The sequence below is a fragment of the Burkholderia sp. HAN2018 genome (assembly GCF_024704855.1).
Taxonomy (GTDB): domain Bacteria; phylum Pseudomonadota; class Gammaproteobacteria; order Burkholderiales; family Burkholderiaceae; genus Burkholderia; species Burkholderia cepacia.
Window position 1 is genome coordinate 40,732 of sequence record NZ_QOBB01000020.1, and the last position, 20,186, is coordinate 60,917.

Annotated in this window: 19 protein-coding genes; 15 read left to right on the forward strand and 4 right to left on the reverse strand. The window is 66.1% G+C overall.

Going from position 1 to position 20,186, the window contains the following annotated elements; all coding sequences use genetic code 11:
- Positions 1–132: 132 nt before the first annotated feature.
- A complete protein-coding gene (locus DPV74_RS07310) occupies positions 133–870 on the reverse strand; it encodes a helix-turn-helix transcriptional regulator (RefSeq protein ID WP_060319572.1) in 738 nt (245 codons plus the stop codon).
- Between the two features lie 456 nt (positions 871–1,326).
- On the opposite strand from DPV74_RS07310, the gene DPV74_RS07315 reads away from it, so the two are divergent.
- Positions 1,327–2,385 carry a porin gene (locus DPV74_RS07315; RefSeq protein WP_060371808.1) on the forward strand — a complete coding sequence of 353 codons (1,059 nt, stop codon included), beginning with the start codon at positions 1,327–1,329 and terminating at the stop codon, positions 2,383–2,385.
- Positions 2,386–2,452: 67 nt separating this feature from the next.
- On the opposite strand, the gene DPV74_RS07320 is transcribed toward DPV74_RS07315, so the two are convergent.
- On the reverse strand, positions 2,453–3,844 hold the full coding sequence (locus DPV74_RS07320; protein WP_119336872.1) for a PLP-dependent aminotransferase family protein: 1,392 nt from the start codon (positions 3,842–3,844) through the stop codon (positions 2,453–2,455).
- Positions 3,845–4,225: 381 nt separating this feature from the next.
- Between DPV74_RS07320 and DPV74_RS07325 the strand changes: the two genes are divergently transcribed.
- The 14 genes from DPV74_RS07325 (at position 4,226) to DPV74_RS07390 (ending at position 18,317) form a co-directional block, all read left to right on the forward strand.
- Positions 4,226–4,708: an MSMEG_0572/Sll0783 family nitrogen starvation response protein gene (locus DPV74_RS07325; protein WP_006405208.1), complete on the forward strand. Its 483-nt coding sequence runs from the start codon at positions 4,226–4,228 to the stop codon at positions 4,706–4,708.
- Between the two features lie 19 nt (positions 4,709–4,727).
- Positions 4,728–5,750, forward strand: coding sequence for a Nit6803 family nitrilase (locus DPV74_RS07330; RefSeq protein WP_027789321.1), 1,023 nt, complete (start codon positions 4,728–4,730; stop codon positions 5,748–5,750).
- On the forward strand, positions 5,743–6,813 hold the full coding sequence (locus tag DPV74_RS07335; protein ID WP_119336887.1) for an MSMEG_0568 family radical SAM protein: 1,071 nt from the start codon (positions 5,743–5,745) through the stop codon (positions 6,811–6,813). The genes DPV74_RS07330 and DPV74_RS07335 overlap by 8 nt, the downstream gene beginning before the upstream one ends.
- Before the next feature lie 2 nt (positions 6,814–6,815).
- Complete coding sequence (locus tag DPV74_RS07340) at positions 6,816–7,376, forward strand: MSMEG_0567/Sll0786 family nitrogen starvation N-acetyltransferase (protein WP_060371809.1); 561 nt, start codon at positions 6,816–6,818, stop codon at positions 7,374–7,376.
- Positions 7,373–8,356: a sll0787 family AIR synthase-like protein gene (locus DPV74_RS07345; RefSeq protein ID WP_119336873.1), complete on the forward strand. Its 984-nt coding sequence runs from the start codon at positions 7,373–7,375 to the stop codon at positions 8,354–8,356. The genes DPV74_RS07340 and DPV74_RS07345 overlap by 4 nt, the downstream gene beginning before the upstream one ends.
- A complete protein-coding gene (locus DPV74_RS07350) occupies positions 8,353–9,537 on the forward strand; it encodes an MSMEG_0565 family glycosyltransferase (protein WP_119336874.1) in 1,185 nt (394 codons plus the stop codon). Before DPV74_RS07345 ends, DPV74_RS07350 begins: the two co-directional genes overlap by 4 nt.
- Positions 9,538–9,546: 9 nt before the next feature.
- Positions 9,547–9,831, forward strand: coding sequence for an MSMEG_0570 family nitrogen starvation response protein (locus tag DPV74_RS07355; RefSeq protein WP_021156903.1), 285 nt, complete (start codon positions 9,547–9,549; stop codon positions 9,829–9,831).
- A gap of 56 nt (positions 9,832–9,887) precedes the next feature.
- Positions 9,888–11,189 (forward strand): MSMEG_0569 family flavin-dependent oxidoreductase, encoded by a 1,302-nt coding sequence (locus tag DPV74_RS07360; protein ID WP_119336875.1) that lies wholly within the window; start codon positions 9,888–9,890, stop codon positions 11,187–11,189.
- 5 nt (positions 11,190–11,194) lie between these two features.
- On the forward strand, positions 11,195–12,028 hold the full coding sequence (locus DPV74_RS07365; RefSeq protein WP_119336876.1) for a Pnap_2097 family protein: 834 nt from the start codon (positions 11,195–11,197) through the stop codon (positions 12,026–12,028).
- Positions 12,025–14,166 carry a methylmalonyl-CoA mutase gene (gene scpA / locus DPV74_RS07370; protein WP_119336877.1) on the forward strand — a complete coding sequence of 714 codons (2,142 nt, stop codon included), beginning with the start codon at positions 12,025–12,027 and terminating at the stop codon, positions 14,164–14,166. The genes DPV74_RS07365 and scpA overlap by 4 nt, the downstream gene beginning before the upstream one ends.
- A gap of 203 nt (positions 14,167–14,369) precedes the next feature.
- On the forward strand, positions 14,370–15,296 hold the full coding sequence (locus DPV74_RS07375; RefSeq protein ID WP_060319580.1) for a TauD/TfdA family dioxygenase: 927 nt from the start codon (positions 14,370–14,372) through the stop codon (positions 15,294–15,296).
- A gap of 48 nt (positions 15,297–15,344) precedes the next feature.
- Positions 15,345–16,376, forward strand: coding sequence for an ABC transporter substrate-binding protein (locus DPV74_RS07380; RefSeq protein WP_059575161.1), 1,032 nt, complete (start codon positions 15,345–15,347; stop codon positions 16,374–16,376).
- Between the two features lie 67 nt (positions 16,377–16,443).
- A complete protein-coding gene (locus DPV74_RS07385) occupies positions 16,444–17,433 on the forward strand; it encodes an ABC transporter ATP-binding protein (RefSeq protein ID WP_119336878.1) in 990 nt (329 codons plus the stop codon).
- The gene (locus DPV74_RS07390) at positions 17,430–18,317 is read left to right on the forward strand and encodes an ABC transporter permease (protein ID WP_027789310.1); all 888 of its coding nucleotides are present in this window, start codon (positions 17,430–17,432) and stop codon (positions 18,315–18,317) included. Before DPV74_RS07385 ends, DPV74_RS07390 begins: the two co-directional genes overlap by 4 nt.
- 266 nt (positions 18,318–18,583) lie before the next feature.
- Here DPV74_RS07390 and DPV74_RS07395 read toward each other — a convergent pair whose 3' ends face one another.
- Together DPV74_RS07395 and soxC are read right to left on the reverse strand one after the other, a co-directional pair.
- Positions 18,584–19,108, reverse strand: coding sequence for a c-type cytochrome (locus DPV74_RS07395; protein ID WP_027789309.1), 525 nt, complete (start codon positions 19,106–19,108; stop codon positions 18,584–18,586).
- Positions 19,101–20,186: sulfite dehydrogenase (soxC, locus tag DPV74_RS07400; protein WP_119336879.1), on the reverse strand; the 1,086-nt coding region annotated here is incomplete at its 5' end. The genes soxC and DPV74_RS07395, both read right to left, overlap by 8 nt.

A 20,186-nucleotide genomic window follows, 5' to 3' on the forward strand; every position in this document is an offset into this window, starting at 1 on the left:
CTGCAAGTGCCGCGGTGGGCGTTGGGGGGCTCGTGCCGGCATCGGTACGAAACCGTATTGGCGGTTTAGTCTCTTGTATCGGACGATTTGTCGCGTCGCGCGTACGTGGCCGTCGACCGCGCCGTTCAATCGTCATGACGGCGGGGTCGTTCCGGCCGCGGCGACGGAGGCGGCAAGCTCCGCGCGGTTGGAGAATCCCTTCTTGTCCATGATCCGCCGCAAATGGGTGCGCACGGTCGACAGGCTGATGCAGAGAAGACGGCCGATATCCTGATCGGTACAACCCTTTGCGACCAGCTGGGCGATCTCGTTCTCACGGTCCGTGAGCCCTGTCGCGCTGCCTGTCCGGCGTTTGATCGCGCGGCAAAGGAACGGCTCGATCGCATCGAGCACGAGTTTGTCGCGCATCTCGAACTCAGGCCGATTCCTCGTTCGCCAGATTCTCAGGTCGCTGAGCTGGCGTTCGCCGTCGAAGACAAACACGTTGATCCCGTGATGCAACCCATCCTGCGCGAGAAACTCGTTGTAGAACTCGCTTTTCTCCAGTGCAGGCCGGTCCATCACTTCTTCCACCAACGTGGCCCTGCGCCGCTTGCAGAGTTGCGCCGTCATCGGGTCATTGTGCTGGTACCAGCTCGTGTAGCGACGCACGTGATCCGAGTCGACATTGACTGCAATCGGGTCGGCGTACATCCCTTTTTCGGCATCCCAGTTGTAGGAGACGCAGAAATCGGATCGCAGCAGCCGGGTCAGGTCTGACAAAACGACGCGCCTGACATCCACGATCGGCCCGAGCTCCTCGAGCCGCCCGATGATGTCACCGAAAAGTCGGAGTTCGTCGAGCGTGAGATCGTGAACTTGTGGCTTCAAGGGTGCCTCATCGGTAGGTGGAATCGGGAGACAGCATGCGCGACAGCCTCGAAAGACTGGTTCGCATTACACATCAAGCATAGCAAGGCAAAAAATCCCGATCAGCAACGAACTTCACTGCCGTTACCTGTCCGTTGTATTCATGCCGCAGTCAGGTCCACTGCCTATTGCAGATCGGAAGGGAGGTTCGCGAGGGCGCCTGAATTTCTTGAGCGCGGGCTCAGGCCGAGTTTCCCCTGTCGATATTTCTAACGATGGGGCTCAAAAAACGGTGCTCATAGAGTAGACGCGCAGTGGGAAGCGGACGTGCCGAGACTGTTCGTTGTAGCGAGGCAAGCGGGAGGATTACCCGGAGACGCCTGCCCATTGACCAAACGATTCCGATGCATTTCAAGCGGGACGTTTTCCTCAGTCATTTTCGTCAACGAAAGCTACGCATAAAATTAGGAAAGCGATATGAATACGGTCATCAAGCGAAGCATGGTGGTGTGCGCCGCGGTCGGATGCGGCGTGGCACATGCACAGTCCTCAGTGACGCTGTACGGGCTGGTGGATGCGGGTATTACGTACACGAACAATGCGACATCGAGCACCGGACATGGCGCGCTCGTGCAGTTTGCATCCGGGTCTTCGCAGGGAGATCGCTGGGGGCTGACGGGTAAAGAGGACCTGGGTGGCGGACTCAAGGCGATCTTCACGCTCGAAAGCGGCTTTCAACTTTCCAACGGGGCCTTGGCGCAGAGCGGGCTCTTGTTCAATCGCGCAGCCTTCGTCGGCCTTGACGGACGCTTCGGCACGCTGACGCTCGGGCGGCAATACGACTTCATCGGCGATATCTTTCCGGCGTACTCGATTGCGGGAAATACGGCAGCGGGCATCCTGGGGTGGGGGATCCCGGCGTATGCGGCTGGCGGATATACGCTCGATAACCGACTGTGGGGCGATAACGTCAACAACTCGGTGAAGTATCTTTCGCCGACGATTTCGGGTTTCAGTGTCGGCGCCATGTATGGTTTCGGCAACGTCGCCGGCTCGTTGGGCACCAACAGCTCGATGAATTTTCTGCTGAACTACAGCCAAGGCGGGCTCGCCGCATCGCTGTCGTATTTCAAGCAGCATAACGCGACGACTTCCGCGAATTTGACCGAATACGCCGGCGGTGCAACCTACAGCCTGGGGAAAGCGCAGATTTTTGGTGTCGTGACCGATGTTCAGTTGAGCAGCGGCACCCGGGCTCGGGCGCTGACCTATGACGGTGGCATGACTTACTTCGTCAAGCCCGATATTTCGCTTGGAGCAGGGTTCCAGTTTCAACAGCGCAACAACGGCGTCGGCAGCGCGAACCAGGTGACCATCGGGGCGGATTACTTCATTTCCAAGCGAACGGACGTGTATTTCGTTGGCGCGCTCGCGCATGATCATGCACACGGCGCGCAAATCGAAGCAGCGCTCGGATCGCCGTCCAGCACGAGTTTTCAGACTGCGGCACGGATCGGCATTCGCCACAAGTTCTGACGGTTGCGGGTCGAGCGCGATGGCGAACCGGGGGGGCGCCCATTTGTCTTCGACGCGGTATCGGCCGCTACATCGCCGCACCATAAAGATGATGCGCGTCAGTCAGTGCATCCGCGACGAGTTCCAGGCCGTCCCGGCACTGCTCCCGATCCTGCGGCCCGCCAAGGCAGATACGGATCGCCGCCGGCGGGTCGCCGTCCGTCGAAAATGCCGCGCTCGCCACGGCGGCGACGTTTCGACTCCGCAGATGCTGCGCCAGATCCGGTGCGGTCCATAGGCACTCGCCCGGAATCGGCAACCAGAGATGGAAACCGTCGGGGTGGGCATCGAAAGGCCATGCGCCGAGAATCCGGCCCGCGATCGCCTGCCGTGCATGCGCCTCGGATCGAATCGCGGCCAGCATCTCGCTTGCCGTGCCGTCATTGATCCACTGGGTAGACAGCAGCATCGTGAACGGGCTCGGCATCACGGTCGTGGCGCGCAATGCACCCGCGACACGCTGTGCTTCGCGCACCGTCGGTGCCAACAGGTAGGCGATTCGCAGCCCGGCGCCGAGATTCTTCGACATGCCGGTCACGTAGTAGGTCAGTTCAGGGGCCAGCAATGCCAGTGGCGGCGGTGCGCTCTGCGGCAGCATCGCATAGGCGTCGTCCTCGATGATGGGCACGTTGTAGCGTGTGGCGATATCGGCCAACGCTTCGCGGCGCCGGAACGGTATCGTGAGCGTGCTCGGGTTCTGCAGGGTCGGGTTGCAGTACAGCGCAGCGGGCTGTCCGCTTCGGCAGAGCGATTCGAAGGCATGCGGCAACGGCCCGTCGTCGTCCCGCGGCAGCGGCTGTAACCGCACGCCCAGTTGCGATGCGATGGCCTTGATGCCGGGGTAAGCGAGTGAATCGAGGCAGATCGAGTCGCCGCGGCTCGCAAGCCGGGAAACGAGCGCGACGAGGGCGCTGTGGATTCCCGGACAAACGAGCACGGTATCGCTGCTGCAGCCGGGCAGGCGATTGGCCAGCCATGCGCGGCCGGCGGCGCGATCCGCCGGTGTGCCGCCGAAATCCTGATATCGCATCAATTGGTAAGGGTCCGCCGCGGCGAACAACGCGGCAGCCGATTCCTGCAGTCGCCCGGCCATCTCGGGCGGCTCCGGTGGCATGTTCATCGACATCTCGATGCTGCTCCCGCCCGACAGCGGGATCGTCCGGGTTGGGCCGCGCACGAACGTACCGCTTCCTGCCCGTGTATCGAGCAAGCCGCGTCTGCGGGCTTCAGCATACGCGCGGGCCACCGTCGTGTAGTTCAGGTTCAGCGCACCGGCGAGATCGCGCAGCCCGGGTAGGCGGTCGCGTGATTTCAGCCGGCCCGCCGCCAGGTCTTCCTCGATCAGGTCGGGGATCAGCAGGTACGCCGGCTTCCTGCTTTCCAGGAGTCGCTTCGACCAATGATGGATTATGTAATCCATACCTGTTTCCATTTGATGATTCATCAAAACGTTAGCATGGCGCATTAATCGGAAATATCTATATCGCCATTCCGAAGCCAGATGATTGCATTGATCGCATCATGTATCGGATTGATGCATGGATGCACGCTCGATGCGCACGCATGCTTGCTGGTTGCTTCACACGGGTGCGCGCCGTCGCCCGGACGGGACACTTCCTGTCCGAACCGCATTCGGTCACGCAAGGATCGGACCGGCTGCATCGGCATTTATCGATTGAATGATCGGAGAGTGATCGCATCAGGTCTGTGCCTGGTTGGCATATGCGTTGCGTTAATGAGATCGCCCGGACTCGAAAGTGTTCGGGAATATCACTGAACTCATTATCAAACGGAGCGTGCCATGCCCGCAGTCAATCAGCCGTTGCACAAGAAGGGAGATTTCCTCGTCGATTACGAGGAAAAGGTGTTCGAAGACGTCAAGGCGGAACCGGGCGAGAAAGCGCTCGTGACGTTCCACACGGTTGCGTTCGAGGGATCGATCGGCTTCGTGAACCTGCTGCAGGCGACTCGCCTGCAACGCAAGGGATTCGAGACGTCGGTGCTGCTCTATGGCCCCGGCGTGACGCTCGGCCTCCAGCGCGGATTTCCGACGCTCGGCGACGAGGCGTTTCCCGGTCATCTGAACTTCAACAAGCAACTCGTCAAGTTCATGGAAGAAGGCGGGAAAGTCTACGCGTGCCGTTTTGCGCTGCAGGCGCTCTACGGGCATGGCGAAGCGTCGCTGATCGAGGGCATTCGACCGATCAATCCGCTCGACGTGCTGGATATCCAGCTGCTTCACCGCAAGGAGAACGCGCTGGTCATCCATACCTGGACCGTTTGATCGAATGACGGGTGCCATCATGTCCGACAAACGTATCGTCCGGGCGGCAGCCGTCCAGATCGCTCCCGATCTGGAACGCGCCGGCGGCACGCTCGACAAGGTCTGCGCGGCGATCGACGAGGCCGCCGGCAAGGGCGTCCAGCTGATCGTCTTTCCTGAAACATTCGTGCCGTATTACCCGTACTTCTCGTTCGTGCGGACGCCGGTCGCATCCGGCGCCGATCACATGCGGCTGTACGAGCAGGCCGTGGCGGTGCCGGGCCCCGTGACGCATGCCGTTGCGGAGCGCGCGCGTCTGCACGGGATGGTGGTCGTGCTCGGCGTGAACGAGCGCGACCACGGCAGCCTGTACAACACGCAGCTGATCTTCGACGTCGACGGGCGCCTCGCGGTGAAGCGCCGCAAGATCACGCCGACGTTTCACGAGCGGATGATCTGGGGGCAGGGCGACGCGGCCGGACTCAAGGTTGCGCAGACCGGTGTCGGACGGGTCGGTGCGCTCGCGTGCTGGGAGCACTACAACCCGCTCGCCCGTTATGCGCTGATGACGCAGCACGAGGAAATTCATTGCAGTCAGTTTCCCGGCTCGCTGGTCGGCCCGATCTTTGCGGAACAGATCGAAGTCACGATCCGCCACCACGCGCTGGAAGCGGGCTGCTTCGTCGTCAATGCGACCGGCTGGCTGACGGACGCCCAGATCGAGTCGATCACGGGCGATCCGAATCTGCAGAAGGCCCTGCGCGGCGGATGCAATACCGCGATCGTGTCACCGGAGGGGCAGCATCTGGCCGAGCCCTTGCGGGAGGGCGAAGGGATGGTGATCGCCGACCTGGACATGTCGCTGATCACCAAGCGCAAGCGAATGATGGATTCGGTCGGCCACTATGCACGGCCGGAACTGCTGAGTCTTGCCATCAACGATCGGCCGGCGACGACGGTGACCCCGATGGGGATCGGCGTGCCGGCCGCACGCGACTTCGAGGGACATTGCCATGAGCGCGAACGCGAAACCGTCGGTGCAGAGCCGGCAATTGATGACTGAACTGCAGTCGGTCGGGCTGCGCCTCGCCGATCCGCGGGTGGGCGCCGCGAGCCGGCGCGGCGGCGCCGGGCCGTCCGATCACAAGGCCGTGACGGTCGACGGCGTGACCATCATGGTGCCGGTGCACACGAGTACCGCGTGGGATTCGCCGTTCGTCGCGGCGGCGCCCGATGCGGCGGGCGTCAGCCTGCTCTCGCGCGGCACCATCCCGATCGCGAGCATCAGCTTTCCGTCGAGCCCGCGCTTCTACGCGTTGCAGACACTGGAGGGCGTGCCGTACTCGCACATCGCGACGCTGCATGGCGCCGACGTGCTGGCGACCACGGTGTTGCAGACCTGCATTCGCTACGAGAGCCGGCGCAAGACCTGCCAGTTCTGCTCGATCGGCCAGTCGCTCGCGGCCGGCCGGACGATCGCCCGCAAGACGCCGGAACAGCTCGCCGAGGTTGCGCGCGCGGCGGTCCTGCTCGACGGCGTCAAGCACATGGTGTTGACGACCGGCACACCGCCGACGCCGGATCGCGGTGCGCGCGTGCTGTGCGAAAGCGCGTTCGCGATCAAGGCGGCCGTCGATCTCCCGATCCAGGCGCAATGCGAGCCGCCCGACGACGACAGCTGGTTCGACCGGATGAGGGCCAGCGGGATCGATACGTTGGGCATGCATCTGGAAGCCGTGACGCCGGCGGTGCGCGAACGGATCATGCCGGGCAAGGCGAGTGTGCCGCTGTCCCGATACATGGCGGCATTCCGCGCGGCCGTCGGCGTGTTCGGCCGCGGTCAGGTCAGCACCTACATCCTCGCCGGGCTCGGCGACAGCGCGGCCGCGATCCTCGACATGTCGCGCGAACTGATCGGGTTGGGCGTGTATCCGTTCGTCGTGCCGTTCGTCCCGATCAGCGGCACGCCGCTGGAGAGTCATCCGGCGCCGTCGCCGGAGTTCATGCGGGCGGTGCTCGAACCGCTCGGCGCCATGCTGCGCGACGCCGGCATGCGCTCCGCCGACATCAAGGCAGGCTGCGGAAAGTGCGGCGCCTGCTCGTCGCTTTCGACCTACGAGGGGTGAGCATGTACTGCGCAGAGATGGGACTGGCCGACTGCTGCGACACCTACCGGCCCGCCGAATACCGGATCAAATGGGCGGCGCTTCCGTGGGAAATCGACGAAGCATACAAGCTGCGCCGGGCGGTGTTCTGCATCGAGCAGGGGATCTTCGCCGGCGACGATCGCGACGATATCGATCGCCACGCGCAACTGCTGGTCGCAGTCAGCTGCTGCGCGGGGCTGCCCGAGCAGGTGGTCGGCACGGTGCGGATTCATGAAACCGTGCCCGGAACCTGGATGGGCTCGCGGCTGGCGGTGCATCCGGCGTTTCGCAGGCAGGGCAGGATCGGCTCGATGCTGATCGCACTTGCCGTCAGCAGCGCGCATGCCGAAGGTTGCCGAACCTTCGTCGCACACGTGCAATCGCAGAACGTGCCGCTGTTTCGTCGGCTTCACTGGGATGCGCTCGGCGAGGAAACGTTGTTCGGACGTCCTCATCAACTGATGCAGGCCCGGCTGGCGCACTATCCGCCGTGCGGCACGCCGTTCGAGGGTTTCGTCCTGCGCTCGGAGGTGCGGCCATGAGTGTCGACGGTCGCATCGCAACGCTGCGCGCAAGTCGCGGCTTCCAGCACAAGCACGACATCTCCGGCGTGGTCGCATCGCTCGCAGCGGCATTGCCGAACGGCGAGCGGGATCTCGCGCAGGCGGTGGCACTCGGCGACGACTGCGCGGCGATTCCCGACGCGGACGGTTACCTGCTGTTTGCGATCGAGGGCATGGTCGGCGATTTCGTCAAGTCGATGCCGTGGTTCGCGGGGTACAGCGGCGTGATGGCGAACGTCAGCGACGTCTACGCGATGGGCGGGCGGCCGATCGCCGTCGTAGATGCATTGTGGAGCGACGGAATCGACGCCGCGCGGCCGGTGCTCGCCGGGATGGCCGCGGCTGCGTCGGCGTATGGCGTGCCGATCGTCGGCGGCCACAGCAACGCGCGCAGCGCGCAGGGGCAACTGGCCGTATCGATCCTGGGCCGGGCCCGCGCGCTGCTGTCGAGCTTCAGCGCGCAGCCGGGCGATCGCCTGATGATGGCGGTCGACCTGCGTGGCGCATTCGAGGATCCGTATCCGTTCTGGAATGCGTCGGTCGGCGCGCCGCCGGCCCGGCTGCGCGGCGATCTCGAGATCCTGCCGGCGCTGGCCGAAGACGGGCTGTGCGATGCCGCGAAGGATATCTCGATGGCGGGCGTGCTCGGGACGGCGCTGATGCTCGTCGAATGCTCGCGCGTCGGCGCGCGCATCGAACTCGACGCGATCCCGCGTCCGCCCGGCGTCGATTTCGATCGCTGGCTGACGGCCTTTCCGAGCTACGGGTTCCTGATGTCGGTCCGGCCGGCGCATGCCGACGCGATCGTGGAACGCTTCGCGGCGCGCGGGCTCGCGTGCGCCGTGATCGGCGATATCGACGCAACGCGCGAGGTCGTCGTCGAAGAAGCGGGCGAAACGGCGGTGCTGTGGGATTTCCGGATCGAACCGTTCATTACCGGCGGCGGAGGTGTCCGATGAGTGGCGACGCGTTGCGCATCGCGCTGCTGACCCATTCGGTGAATCCGCGCGGCGGTGTCGTGCACGCACTTGAACTCGCCAGTGCGCTGCACGAAGCGGGAAGCGACGTCACCGTGTTCGCGCCGGCCGCGCCGGGCGAGGCGATGTTCCGCGATGTCCCGTGCCGCGTCGTGCTGGCGCGCGTCGATGGCCGCCCTGGCAGCGTCGCGGAAATGGTGTCCGCGCGGATTGCCGCGATCAGGCGCGCGTTGCAGGAGCACGAGGCGGGCGGGTTCGACGTCCTGCATGCACAGGACAGCATCACGGGCAATGCGCTGGCCGAGTTGCGGCAGGCAGGCGCAATAGACGGCTTCGTACGGACCGTGCATCACCTCGACGTATTCGACGACCCGCAGCTCGAGCGCTGGCAGGAACGTGCGTGGCGTGCGGCGGACCAGGTGCTGTGCGTGAGCGCCGTGTGGGCGGCCACGATGCGCAAGACGTTCGGGGTCGACGCAAGCGTGGTGCCCAACGGCGTGGACGTCGCCCGGTTCGCTCGTGCGGACCAGGCGGACATGCAGGCGGTGCGGCAGCGGCACGGCCTGCACGGCGGCCCGATTGTCCTGGCGATCGGCGGGATCGAGGAGCGGAAAAACTCGATCGCGTTGCTCGAGGCGTTCGCCCGATTGCGCGGCACGATGCCCGATGCACGGCTCGTGATCGCGGGCGGCGCGAGCCTGCTCGATCACGACGCATACGCACGCCGCTTCGTCGCGCGCGCCGCTGCCCTCGGGCTGGGGATCGGCGTCGACGAACCCGTCGTGTCGACGGGGCCGCTCGACGACGCGGCGCTGGTCGCGCTGATGCACTGCGCCGACGTGGTGTCGATGGTGTCGGTCCGAGAGGGATTCGGTCTGGTCGTGCTCGAGGGGCTTGCTTGCGGAAAGCCCGTCGTCGTGTCCGAAATCGAACCCTTTACCGAGTATCTGGACGAGCACGCGTGCGTGTGGGCCGATCCCGGCGATGTGGATTCGATCGCCGACGCGCTGCGCGACGCGCTCTCGGGACGGCGTGTTCCCGATTTCGCACATGCCGTCCCCGCTGTGCTGAACCGCTACTCATGGGAAGCGAGTGCGCGAAGGCATCTGGATATCTACCGGGCCCGGCTGGCGCAGCGTGCGCGAGTCGTGTCCACTGAATGAGGAGGAATCATGCCGGTCATGCATTTTCGGGTTCGTTGGCCCGATCAGTCGGAAACAAATTGCTATTCGCCTTCGACCGTCGTGTCGGAATTCTTCACGCCCGAGACGCAGTACGCGCTCGACGACTTCGTCGAGCGAGCCCGACGCGCACTGGGTATCGCGTCCGATCGCGTCCGCGAGAAATACGGATTCGCGTGCTCGGCCGCGATGGACGAGCTGGCACGGATCGAAGCGAACGCGGAACGATTCGCGCCGCAGGGCGACGCGACCGTGACCGTCATCGAACTCGTTTGAGGCGTAAGGCACGCAGGAATCCACTGTCTTCTTCAACACACATTCAGGACTGCATCATGTCAAGCGAACCCGTTGTTTCATCCAGCCTCCCGGATTCCGATGCCCATCTGCGCGTAGCCGTCATCGGCGGCGGGCAGGCGGGGTTGTCGATCAGCTACTACCTGAAGCAGGCAGGTATCGATCATCTCGTATTCGAAAAGGAGACCGTGACGCATACGTGGCGCAAGCAGCGCTGGGACGCGTTCTGTCTCGTGACGCCGAACTGGCAGTGCGCGCTGCCGGGTTATCCGTATCGCGGTGCCGATCCGCACGGCTTCATGACGAAGGACGAGATCGTCGAGTATCTCGACGGATTCATCCGCAGCGTCGATGCACCGGTGCTGGAACATACCGCCGTCGAGCGTGTGACGCGCGACGCGGACGGGCGCTATCGCATCGCGACGTCGCGCGGCGCGTACACGGCGGATCAGGTCGTCGTTGCATCGGGCGGCTACCATCGGCCGATCGTGCCGCGGATGGCCGAGCGGTTGCCGGCAACGATCGTGCAGATCCAGTCGTCGGAATACCGGAATCCGGCCGCATTGCCGGACGGACCGGTTCTCGTGGTCGGATCGGGGCAGTCGGGCGCGCAGATCGCGGAAGACCTCCACCTCGCCGGGAGAAAGGTGTTCCTCGCGGTAGGCGATGCACCGCGCTGTGCCCGTTTCTACCGGGGCAGGGACGTCGTCGACTGGCTGGCCGACATGCAGTACTACGACATGCCGGTCGATGCGCATCCGCTGCGCGAAGGCGTGCGCGACAATACCAACCACTATGTGACCGGCCGCGATGGCGGGCGCGATATCGATCTACGCCGCTTTGCGGCCGAAGGGATGGAACTGTACGGCCGGCTGGAGGATTTCGCGGGCGGGCAGTTGCGCTTCTCCGCGGATCTGTCGGCGCAGCTCGACAGCGCCGACGATACGTACAACCGGATCAATGCCGGCATCGATGCCCATATCGAGAAGAACGGGATCGCGGCGCCGCCGGCGACGCGCTACGAGCCCGTGTGGCGTCCGGCCGGCGAGCGCACGGCGCTCGATCTCGCGGCCAGCGGCATCGCATCGGTCGTCTGGTGCATCGGCTTCACTCCGGATTTCAGCTGGCTGGATGCGCCGGTATTCAACGGCCGCGGTTATCCCGCGCACCAGCGCGGTGTGACGCCGGTTCCGGGGCTCTACTTCGTCGGGCTGCCCTGGCTATATACGTGGGGTTCCGGGCGATTCTCCGGGGTGGCGCGCGATGCGGCCCATATCGTCGAACAGATCCAGGCCGGGACGACGGCCGCGCGGCGCTCGGCCGAAAGCCTGGCCGCCTGACGCCGATGCATACCGCCATCCATCGCTATCGGGCCGGCATGCCGCAACTCGCGCACACGGGGCTCGCGGAGAACTGGCTGCTCAAGGAGTGCGGGCAGCGTCACTGGGACGCGCTGGCCGCGCACGGCGGCCGCGACGTCCCCGAGTTCTTCGACGACGAGGGGCGGCGTGCCTATGCGTCGTTCGTTGCGGTGCACGTCGACATGAACCGCCGTCACGCGATTCGCGAGAACGACACGTTCGCGCTTCATGTCGCGCTTCGCAGGGTCGGCCCGATTCGCCATTTCAGCGAGCAGCGGATCCGGCACGGCGACGACGAAGCCGGTATCGTGCGGATGATGTCGACGTTCGTGACGCGTGAACACGCCGGGAGCAACCGCTCGGTGGCGAAGGCGCGCATGACCGGCATCGACGGCCACACCGGACCGGTTCCGGCCGATGCGCTGGCGATGGCGGAACGTGCGAAGAAGTTGCGCGTGCGGGATGCGTCGATCGTGCCGGCGCTCGCCGGCCTCGCGGAGGGCGACGGCGCAAGCGTCTCGTTTCTGCCGTGCCCGAACACGGATTTCAATGGCGCGGACCTGCTTTACTTCGCCAGCTTCCAGGCGTTCGTCGACCGCGCGGAATGGCAGCATTACCGCTTCGAGCAGGCCCCCGTGCTGGCGGCGCGTCAACTGTACTTTCATGGAAATCTCGACATCGGCGATTCGTTGACCGTGCGTTTCGCGCGTGCTCGATCCGATGCGGATGGCCTGTTGCACTGGAGCGAAATCGTGCGCGACGGCGACGGGACGAAGATTGCCGATGTGATCACGCAAAAGCGCTGGAGTCGGGCATGAACGAAGCGGCATGCATGGAGCCGGGCACCGGCGTGGAGAACGTCGCGCGGAACGATCGAGGCGCGCGCGCGGTGCCGCTGCGGAAACTCTACACGCGCAGCGATCTCGACGCCGTCGCGCATCTCGACGGCATGCCCGGCGCGTGGCCCTATGTGCGCGGGCCGTACGCGTCGATGTATACCGATCGCCCATGGACGATCCGGCAATACACGGGGCATGCCGACGCCGCGGATTCCAATCTCGCGTTTCGCACGGCACTCGAGCAGGGCGCGCAGGGGGTGTCCGTGGCATTCGACCTGGCAACGCAGCGGGGTTACGACTCGGACTGCGCCGAGGCGCGGGCCGACGTCGGCTTGGCCGGCGTCGCGATCGATACGGTCGAGGACATGGTGCGGCTGTTCGACGGCATTGCGCTCGACGCCACGACCGTGTCGATGACGATGAATGGCGCGGTCCTGCCGATCATGGCGGCGTTCGTCGTGGCCGCCGAGGAGCAGGGCGTGCCGCCCGAGCGGATCGGCGGGACGATTCAGAACGACATCCTGAAGGAGTACATGGTCCGCAATACGTGGATCTTCGAGCCGGAGCCGTCGATGCGGATCGTCGCCGACGTCGCGTTGTGGCTCGCGCGGCATGCACCGCGCTTCAATGCGCTGTCGGTGTCGGGATATCACTTCCAGGAAGCCGGCGCCGATGCCGTGCTCGAGCTCGCGCTGACGCTGTCGAACGCGCGCGCGTACGTCGACACGCTGGCCGCACGCGGCATGCCTGCGGATGAAGCCTGCTCCCGTTTGAGCTTTTTCTTCGGCGTCGGCAGCGATTTCTATACGGAAATCGCCAAGCTGCGCGCGGCGCGCCTCCTGTGGGCGGAGATCGCACACGCGTGCGGCGCGCGTTCGCCCCGGGCGTGCGCACTGCGCATGCATTGCCAGACGTCGGGCTGGTCGTTGACGGCACAGGAGCCGGAAAACAACATCGTTCGCGTGACGGCGCAGGCGATGGCCGCGGCGTTCGGCGGCACGCAGTCGCTGCACACGAATGCGTACGATGAAGCGCTTGCACTGCCTTCCGCGGCGGCGGCGCGCCTCGCGCGCAATACGCAGCTGATTCTGCAGCATGAAACGGGACTGTGCGACACGGTCGATCCGTGGGCCGGCTCGTACATGATGGAGTCGCTGACGGACGACATCGCGACACGCGTGCGCGCCGAGCTGGCCGCCATCGACGCGCAGGGCGGCGTGATCGCCGCGATCGAGTCCGGCTGGGTCAAGCGGCGCTTGCTGCGCGCCGCGGCCGCGACGCAGGCGCAGGTCGATTCCGGGCGCCGAACCGTGGTTGGCGTGAACCGTTTCGTCGCGGACGAACCGACTGGCGAATTCATGGTGTGCGAGATCGACGGCCGTCACGTGCGTGCCGGGCAGGCGCGGCGAATCGCAGCCGTCAAGGCCGCGCGCGATCCGGCGCGGGTTGCGATGGCGTTGCAGCGGCTGGCCGACGCCGCGCGTGACGGCACCGGAAACCTGCTGGCACTGGCGATCGACTGCATGCGGGCACGTGCGACCGTCGGGGAGTGTACGCGCGCGCTGGAATCGGTATGGCCGCGGCATGTCGTGGCGGTGGAAGCGGACGGCGAGGGCGTCTACGGCGAACATCGGCGAGACGATGCTGCATGGCGGGCGGCGAAAGGCTGCGTCGACCGGCTGGCGAAACGCGTGGGACGCAGGCCGCGCATCATGATCGCCAAGCTCGGCCAGGACGGGCACGACCGCGGTGCGGCCGTCGTCGCAACTGCGCTCGAGGACGCCGGATTCGACGTCCTGCGCCTGCCGCTGTTTCAGCAGCCGGCATGTGTGGCGGCTGCCGCGCAGGCGTATGGCGCCGACATCGTGGGCATTTCGTCGTTGTCGGGTGCCCACCTCGAACTGGTCGAGGGGCTACTCCACGCACTGACGTCGTATGACGCCGCGATTCAGGTGGTGTTGGGCGGAATCTTTCCCGCAGCGGATGCGCGACACCTGAAGATGAAGGGTGTCGCGGCGACGTTCGGGCCCGGCGCACCGATCGACGCTATCGCCGAAGCGCTGTGCGCATGTATCGAGCGGGCTCGGTGTGCGCACGTGGCGGACGGCGCCAGCTGACGCTTTCTCGTGCGCCGCAACAAGTCCGCGATGGAATGCGCGCGCGATTTCGGCGCGCAACTGCACACGGTATTGCTCGCCGGCGTCGTATGCGCGAGCAGCGATCTTTATCACCGCAGCAGATAAACGTATCCGAATCGCTTCGTTGACGCACGCCGGTACGCCCTCGTAGATTCGCGTTTTGACCGAATCAGGGCCATGCCGTGACGACTACCGCCATCCGCGACGCCGCGACGCTATCCGCTGGACATCCTGCCTTGCGGCCGGACGGCGCGGCGCAGCATTTCGACATCGTGCCGTTCGACGCGCCGCTCGGCGCCGAAGTGATCGGCCTCGACCTGTCGCAACCGCTCGACGCCGGCGACTTCGCGCGCATCCATCGCGCGCATCTCGATCACCACGTGCTGGTGTTTCGCGACCAGCGCATCACGCCGGACGAGCACATCGCGTTCAGCCGCCGCTTCGGCCCGCTGCAGATTCACGTGCTGCACCAGTTCGCGCTGGCCGGCCACCCGGAAGTGCTGATCGTGTCGAACATCGTCGAGAACGGCAAACCGGTCGGGCTCGGCGATGCCGGCCATTTCTGGCACTCCGACCTGTCGTACAAGGAAAAACCGAGCCTCGGCTCGCTGCTGCACGCGCAGGAACTGCCGGCGGAAGGCGGCGATACGCTGTTCGCGAACATGCATCTCGCGTGGGACACGCTGCCCGCGCACCTGCGCCGCGCAGTCGAAGGGCGGCGCGCCGAGCATACGTATCTCGCGCGCTATGCGGAACTGCAGGCGCGCAGCCGGTGGCGGCCCAACCTGTCGCCCGAGCAGATCGCGCAGGTCGCGGCGGTCGTTCATCCGGTCGTGCGCACCCATCCTGAAACCGGCCGAAAGGCACTGTTCGTCAGCGAGCATTTCACGACGCGCATCGTTGGCTTGCCCGATGACGAAAGCCGCGCGCTGCTCGACGAACTGTTCGCGCACAGCGTGCGCGCCGAGCACCTGTATCGGCATGCGTGGCGCGACCACGACCTCGTGTTCTGGGACAACCGTTCGCTGATGCATCTCGCCGCCGGCACGCCCGACCACCTGCGCCGCAAGCTGTACCGCACGACGATCGAAGGCGATGCGCCTTTCTGAGCCGCGAGCCGCGTCATTCATTCCTGCCCCTTCCTGACCGGAGTTCCGATGTCGTTTTCGTTCTTGCCGGCGCGTCGCGCGCTGGCGGCCACGCTCACCGCCGCGCTCGCCTTCGCGGGTGCGGTCATCCCGCAAGCCGCGCACGCGGAAGGCCGCATCCGCATCGCCGAGCAGTTCGGCGTCGTCTACCTGATGCTGAACGTCGCGCGCGACCAGCAACTGATCGAGAAGGAAGGGCGCAAGGCTGGCCTCGACATCAAGGTCGACTGGGTGCGACTGTCGGGCGGCGCGGCCGTGAACGACGCGTTGCTGTCCGGCGCGGTCGACGTCGCGGGCGCGGGCGTCGGTCCGCTCTTGACCGTGTGGGATCGCACGCGCGGCCGGCAGAACGTGAAGGGCGTCGCGTCGCTCGGCAATTTTCCGTATTACCTCGTGAGCAGCAACCCCAACGTGAAGACGATTGCCGACCTGAGCGCGAAGGACCGCATCGCGGTGCCGGCGGTCGGCGTGTCGGTGCAGTCGCGCGTGCTGCAGTACGCGGCCGCGAAGCAGTGGGGCGACAAGCAGTTCGACAAGCTCGACGCGCTGACGCAGGCGATTCCGCATCCGGACGCGACGGCCGCGATTCTCGCGAACAGCAACGTGATTACCGGTCACTTCGGCAATCCGCCGTTCCAGGAGCAGGAACTCGCCGGCAACCCGAACGCGCACATCGTGCTGAATTCGTATGACGTGCTCGGCGGCCCGAGTTCCGCGACGGTGCTGTACGCGACCGAGAAATTCCGCGACGACAACCCGAAGACCTACCGTGCGTTCGTCGCCGCACTGGCCGACGCCGCACGGCAGATCGCGGCCGATCCGGAGCGCGCGGCCGACACCTATATTCGCGTGAACGGTTCGAAGATCGATCGCGCGCTGCTGCTGAAGATCCTGCGCAATCCGCAGGTGCAGTTCAAGACCGCGCCGCAGAATACGCTGCCGCTCGCGCAGTTCATGCATCGCACCGGCGCGATCCGCAACGAACCAAAGTCGTGGCGCGATTATTTCTTCGACGATCCGGCGACGGCCGGCGGCAGTTGAACGGCGCCGATGCTGTGACGCCGCGATCGACGCTTATGCGTCGGCGCGGTTTCGATATGCGCAATCGATGGTTGGTCCACACGGTGCCCGGCCGTATGTTGATGCTTTTCCCGCAAGAGATTCGATCGTGAACGCCACTTCTCCCCGAACCTGGTTGCCGCCGTATGCGGCACGTGGCGGCGCGTCGCCGGCCACGTCTGCCGTGCCCGATACGCGTGCCGACGATCGCCCGGCCGCGAACGCCGCGCAGGCCGGCACGCACAGTGAACGCCTGCTGGCGATCGACCAGGTCAGCCTCGAATACCGCAGCGGCGCGCGGATCGTTCGCGCGACGCATCAGGTGAGCTTCGACGTGTACGGCAGCGACCGCTTCGTGCTGCTCGGCCCGTCGGGGTGCGGGAAGTCGACGTTGCTGAAGGCGATCGCCGGCTTCATCGAGCCCGTCTCGGGTTCGATCGCGCTCGACGGCCGGCCCGTAAGCGGGCCGGGGCCCGACCGCATCGTCGTGTTCCAGGAGTTCGATCAGTTGCCGCCGTGGAAGACGGTCGCCGAGAACGTCGCGTTTCCGTTGCGCGTCGCCGCGAAGCTGTCACGCGTCGAAGCACGCGAGCGCGCGCTGCACTATCTCGACAAGGTCGGCCTCGGCACGTTTGCCGATGCCTATCCGCATACGCTGTCGGGCGGCATGAAGCAGCGCGTCGCGATTGCGAGGGCGCTGGCGATGCAGCCGCGCGTGCTGCTGATGGACGAGCCGTTCGCGGCGCTCGATGCGCTCACGCGCCGCAAGATGCAGGAGGAACTGCTGCGGCTGTGGGACGAGTTCCGCTTCACGCTGCTGTTCGTCACGCACTCGATCGAGGAGGCGCTCGTGGTCGGCAACCGGATTCTGCTGCTGTCGCCGCATCCGGGCCGCGTGCGCGCGGAGCTCAACAGCCACGAGCATTCGCTCGACAACGTCGATACCGGCGACTTCCGCGACAACGTCGCCCGGATTCACCGCCTGCTGTTCGACACCGACGCACCGCACGTACCGACGACCGAGGACGCCGCATCATGAGTACGATCGATCCGGCCCTGCCGCCGCGGCCGCCCGTGCGCGACGAATACACGCGCACGCTCGACGCGCTGCCCGACGCCGAACGCGCTGCGCCCGCGCCGCTGCTGCGCCGCATCGCCGGCGCAGCGTGGTTTCGCCGCAGCGTCATCGCGCTCGTGCTGATCGCCGTCTGGGAGATCGTCGCGCGCATCGTCGCGAACGATCTGCTCGTCCCGACCTTCGGCGCGACGCTGGCTGCGTTCGTGCAGGGCATCGAGTCGGGCGAACTGCTCGTCAAGACGGGCATCTCGATGTCGGTTCTGCTCCGCGGCTATGCGCTGGGCGTGCTGCTGGCGTTCGCGCTGACGTCGCTCGCGGTATCGACGCGCATCGGCCGCGATCTGCTGACGATGCTCACGTCGATGTTCAATCCGCTGCCGTCCATTGCGTTGTTGCCGATCGCGCTGCTGTGGTTCGGGCTCGGCACCGGAAGCCTGCTGTTCGTGCTCGTGCATGCGGTGCTGTGGCCGCTCGCGCTGAGCATGTATACCGGCTTCGCCGGCGTACCCGTCACGCTGAAAATGGCCGGACGCAACTACGGGCTCACCGGCCTGCGCCAGATCGCGCTGATCCTCGTGCCTGCCGCGCTGCCGTCGATCCTGTCGGGGCTGCGCGTCGGCTGGGCATTCGCGTGGCGCACGCTGATCGCGGCCGAGCTCGTGTTCGGCGCGAGCGCGGGGCAAGGCGGGCTCGGCTGGTACATCTTCCAGAACCGCAACGAGCTGTACACGGATCGCGTGTTCGCGGGCCTCGCGGCCGTCATCGTGATCGGGCTGCTGGTCGAGAACCTCGTGTTCGATACGCTCGAACGCGCGACCGTGCGGCGCTGGGGCATTCAGCACTGACGCGTCGGGACGCGGTCAGTCCCGGCGCTGCGTGACGTAAGCTGAAATCGGCTTTTCACGCGGGACGGGTGGGTCCCAATACTTGCGGACGGCGCGTCACATACGCCGCGTAGCGGATACCGCGTCGCGCGCTGCCGCGACGTTCTCCGATCTATCCGAACAAGGGCCTACCGAATGACTGCCCGTGATGCGGTCGATCCGCGCGACGCATGGCGCGACGCGCGCGGGTGCACTGCTCGATGCGGCGGCAAGCGGAGCGAGACGGGTCACAGCTTGCCCGGCCTCGGGTCGGGCACGAAACCGTCGCGGTTCGGCATCTTCACGCGCGGCAGCGTGCGCGCGTCGAGTTGGGCGTCGCCGGGCACGATGCCGTTCAGGTGGAGGACGTACGCGGTGACCGCATAGACGTCGTCCGCGCTCAGCGATTGCGGCGCGTTGTACGGCATCGCACGGCGAATGTAGTCGAACAGCGTCGTCGCGTACGGCCAGTAGCTGCCGACCGTCTTTTTGGGCTTCGCGCTCGCGAGTGAGCCGATGCCGCCGACGAGAGGATCGCCGACGCCGCCTTCGCCGCCGGCGCCGTGACACATCGCGCATTTGTCGGCGAACACGTGGCCGCCGCGTGCGACCGTGCCCGCGCCGGGTGGCAGGCCGGTGCCGTCCGGGGCGACGTCGATGTCCCACGCGGCGAGCGCCGCGCGATCGACTGGCTGTCCGAGGCCGAAGCCGGCGCCGAACGCGCCCGACGTTATCGCGCAGCCCGCCAGCAGGCAAACGAGCACCTTACGCATTGCGCACCTCGCCGTCCGTGCCGACGCGCCAGTTCTGGATACCGTTGTAGTGGTACTGCGAGTTCAGGCCGCGCGCGGCGACGAGCGCGTCGCGGGTCGGCTGCACGTAGCCGGTTTCGTCGGTTGCCCGGCTTTGCAGGTCGGCCGGCTCGCCGCGCCATATCCAGTCGGCCTCGAAGCGCGTCAATGCGCGGTCGCGTACGTCGCCGGCGAGCCGTGCCGGCCGCCACGTGCGACCGCCGTCGGTCGACACGTCGACGGTGCGAATTCGGCCACGGCCCGACCACGCGTAGCCGCTGATCGGGTAATAGCCGTGCGCGGCGAGCCGGTGCCCGGCCGATGGCCGCGTGATGACCGACTTCGCGTCCATCTCGAACACGAACTGGCGCGCGCAGCCGTCGGGCAGCAGATTCGTATATTTCGACGTTTCCTCGCGCGTCATCTCCGGCGCGCGCACCAGTTTCAGCCGTCGCAGCCACTTGATGTTCGTATTGCCTTCGAAACCCGGCACGATCAGCCGCACCGGGTAGCCGTTCTCCGGGCGCAGCCGTTCGCCGTTCTGCGCATAGACGACCAGCGCGCGCTCGAGGATCCGGTCGAGCGGCAGGCTGCGCGTCATCGCCGCGCCGTCCGCGCCTTCGGCGAGCAGCCAGCGTGCGTCGGCATCGACGCCCGTTTCATCGAGCAGCGTCGACAGCCGGACGCCGGTCCATTCGCAGCACGACAGCAACCCGTGCGTGAACTGAACGGGCAGCCCGCTCGGGCCGTTCCATTCGCTGCCCGTGTTGCCCGAGCATTCGAGGAAGTGGATCCGCGATTCGGACGGAAAACGCAGCAGGTCGTCGATCGTGAAGACGCGCGGCTCGCGCACGAGGCCGTGCACGACGACGCGATGGCGCTGCGCATCGATATCCGGCACGCCCGCGTGATGACGCTCGTAGACGAGCCCGTTCGGCGTGATGTCGCCGAACAGGTCGGCGAGCGGCGTCATCGACGAGCCGGAGCCGGGCAGCGCGGGCGTGCGGGCGCTGCGACGGATCGCGTCGCGCTCGTGCGGCCCCGGCGCGCCGTACGGTGG

Bases quoted from the DNA above. Each gene is read 5' to 3' on its own strand.
- DPV74_RS07365 (WP_119336876.1), top strand. From the start codon at position 11,195: ATGCATACCGCCATCCATCGCTATCGGGCCGGCATGCCGCAACTCGCG.
- DPV74_RS07345 (WP_119336873.1), top strand. From the start codon at position 7,373: ATGAGTGTCGACGGTCGCATCGCAACGCTGCGCGCAAGTCGCGGCTTC.
- DPV74_RS07390 (WP_027789310.1), top strand. From the start codon at position 17,430: ATGAGTACGATCGATCCGGCCCTGCCGCCGCGGCCGCCCGTGCGCGAC.
- DPV74_RS07350 (WP_119336874.1), top strand. From the start codon at position 8,353: ATGAGTGGCGACGCGTTGCGCATCGCGCTGCTGACCCATTCGGTGAAT.
- DPV74_RS07315 (WP_060371808.1), top strand. From the start codon at position 1,327: ATGAATACGGTCATCAAGCGAAGCATGGTGGTGTGCGCCGCGGTCGGA.
- DPV74_RS07360 (WP_119336875.1), top strand. From the start codon at position 9,888: ATGTCAAGCGAACCCGTTGTTTCATCCAGCCTCCCGGATTCCGATGCC.
- DPV74_RS07325 (WP_006405208.1), top strand. From the start codon at position 4,226: ATGCCCGCAGTCAATCAGCCGTTGCACAAGAAGGGAGATTTCCTCGTC.
- DPV74_RS07320 (WP_119336872.1), bottom strand. From the start codon at position 3,844: ATGGATTACATAATCCATCATTGGTCGAAGCGACTCCTGGAAAGCAGG.
- DPV74_RS07380 (WP_059575161.1), top strand. From the start codon at position 15,345: ATGTCGTTTTCGTTCTTGCCGGCGCGTCGCGCGCTGGCGGCCACGCTC.
- scpA (WP_119336877.1), top strand. From the start codon at position 12,025: ATGAACGAAGCGGCATGCATGGAGCCGGGCACCGGCGTGGAGAACGTC.
- DPV74_RS07395 (WP_027789309.1), bottom strand. From the start codon at position 19,108: ATGCGTAAGGTGCTCGTTTGCCTGCTGGCGGGCTGCGCGATAACGTCG.
- DPV74_RS07385 (WP_119336878.1), top strand. From the start codon at position 16,444: ATGGTTGGTCCACACGGTGCCCGGCCGTATGTTGATGCTTTTCCCGCA.
- DPV74_RS07335 (WP_119336887.1), top strand. From the start codon at position 5,743: ATGACTGAACTGCAGTCGGTCGGGCTGCGCCTCGCCGATCCGCGGGTG.
- DPV74_RS07330 (WP_027789321.1), top strand. From the start codon at position 4,728: ATGTCCGACAAACGTATCGTCCGGGCGGCAGCCGTCCAGATCGCTCCC.
- DPV74_RS07355 (WP_021156903.1), top strand. From the start codon at position 9,547: ATGCCGGTCATGCATTTTCGGGTTCGTTGGCCCGATCAGTCGGAAACA.
- DPV74_RS07340 (WP_060371809.1), top strand. From the start codon at position 6,816: ATGTACTGCGCAGAGATGGGACTGGCCGACTGCTGCGACACCTACCGG.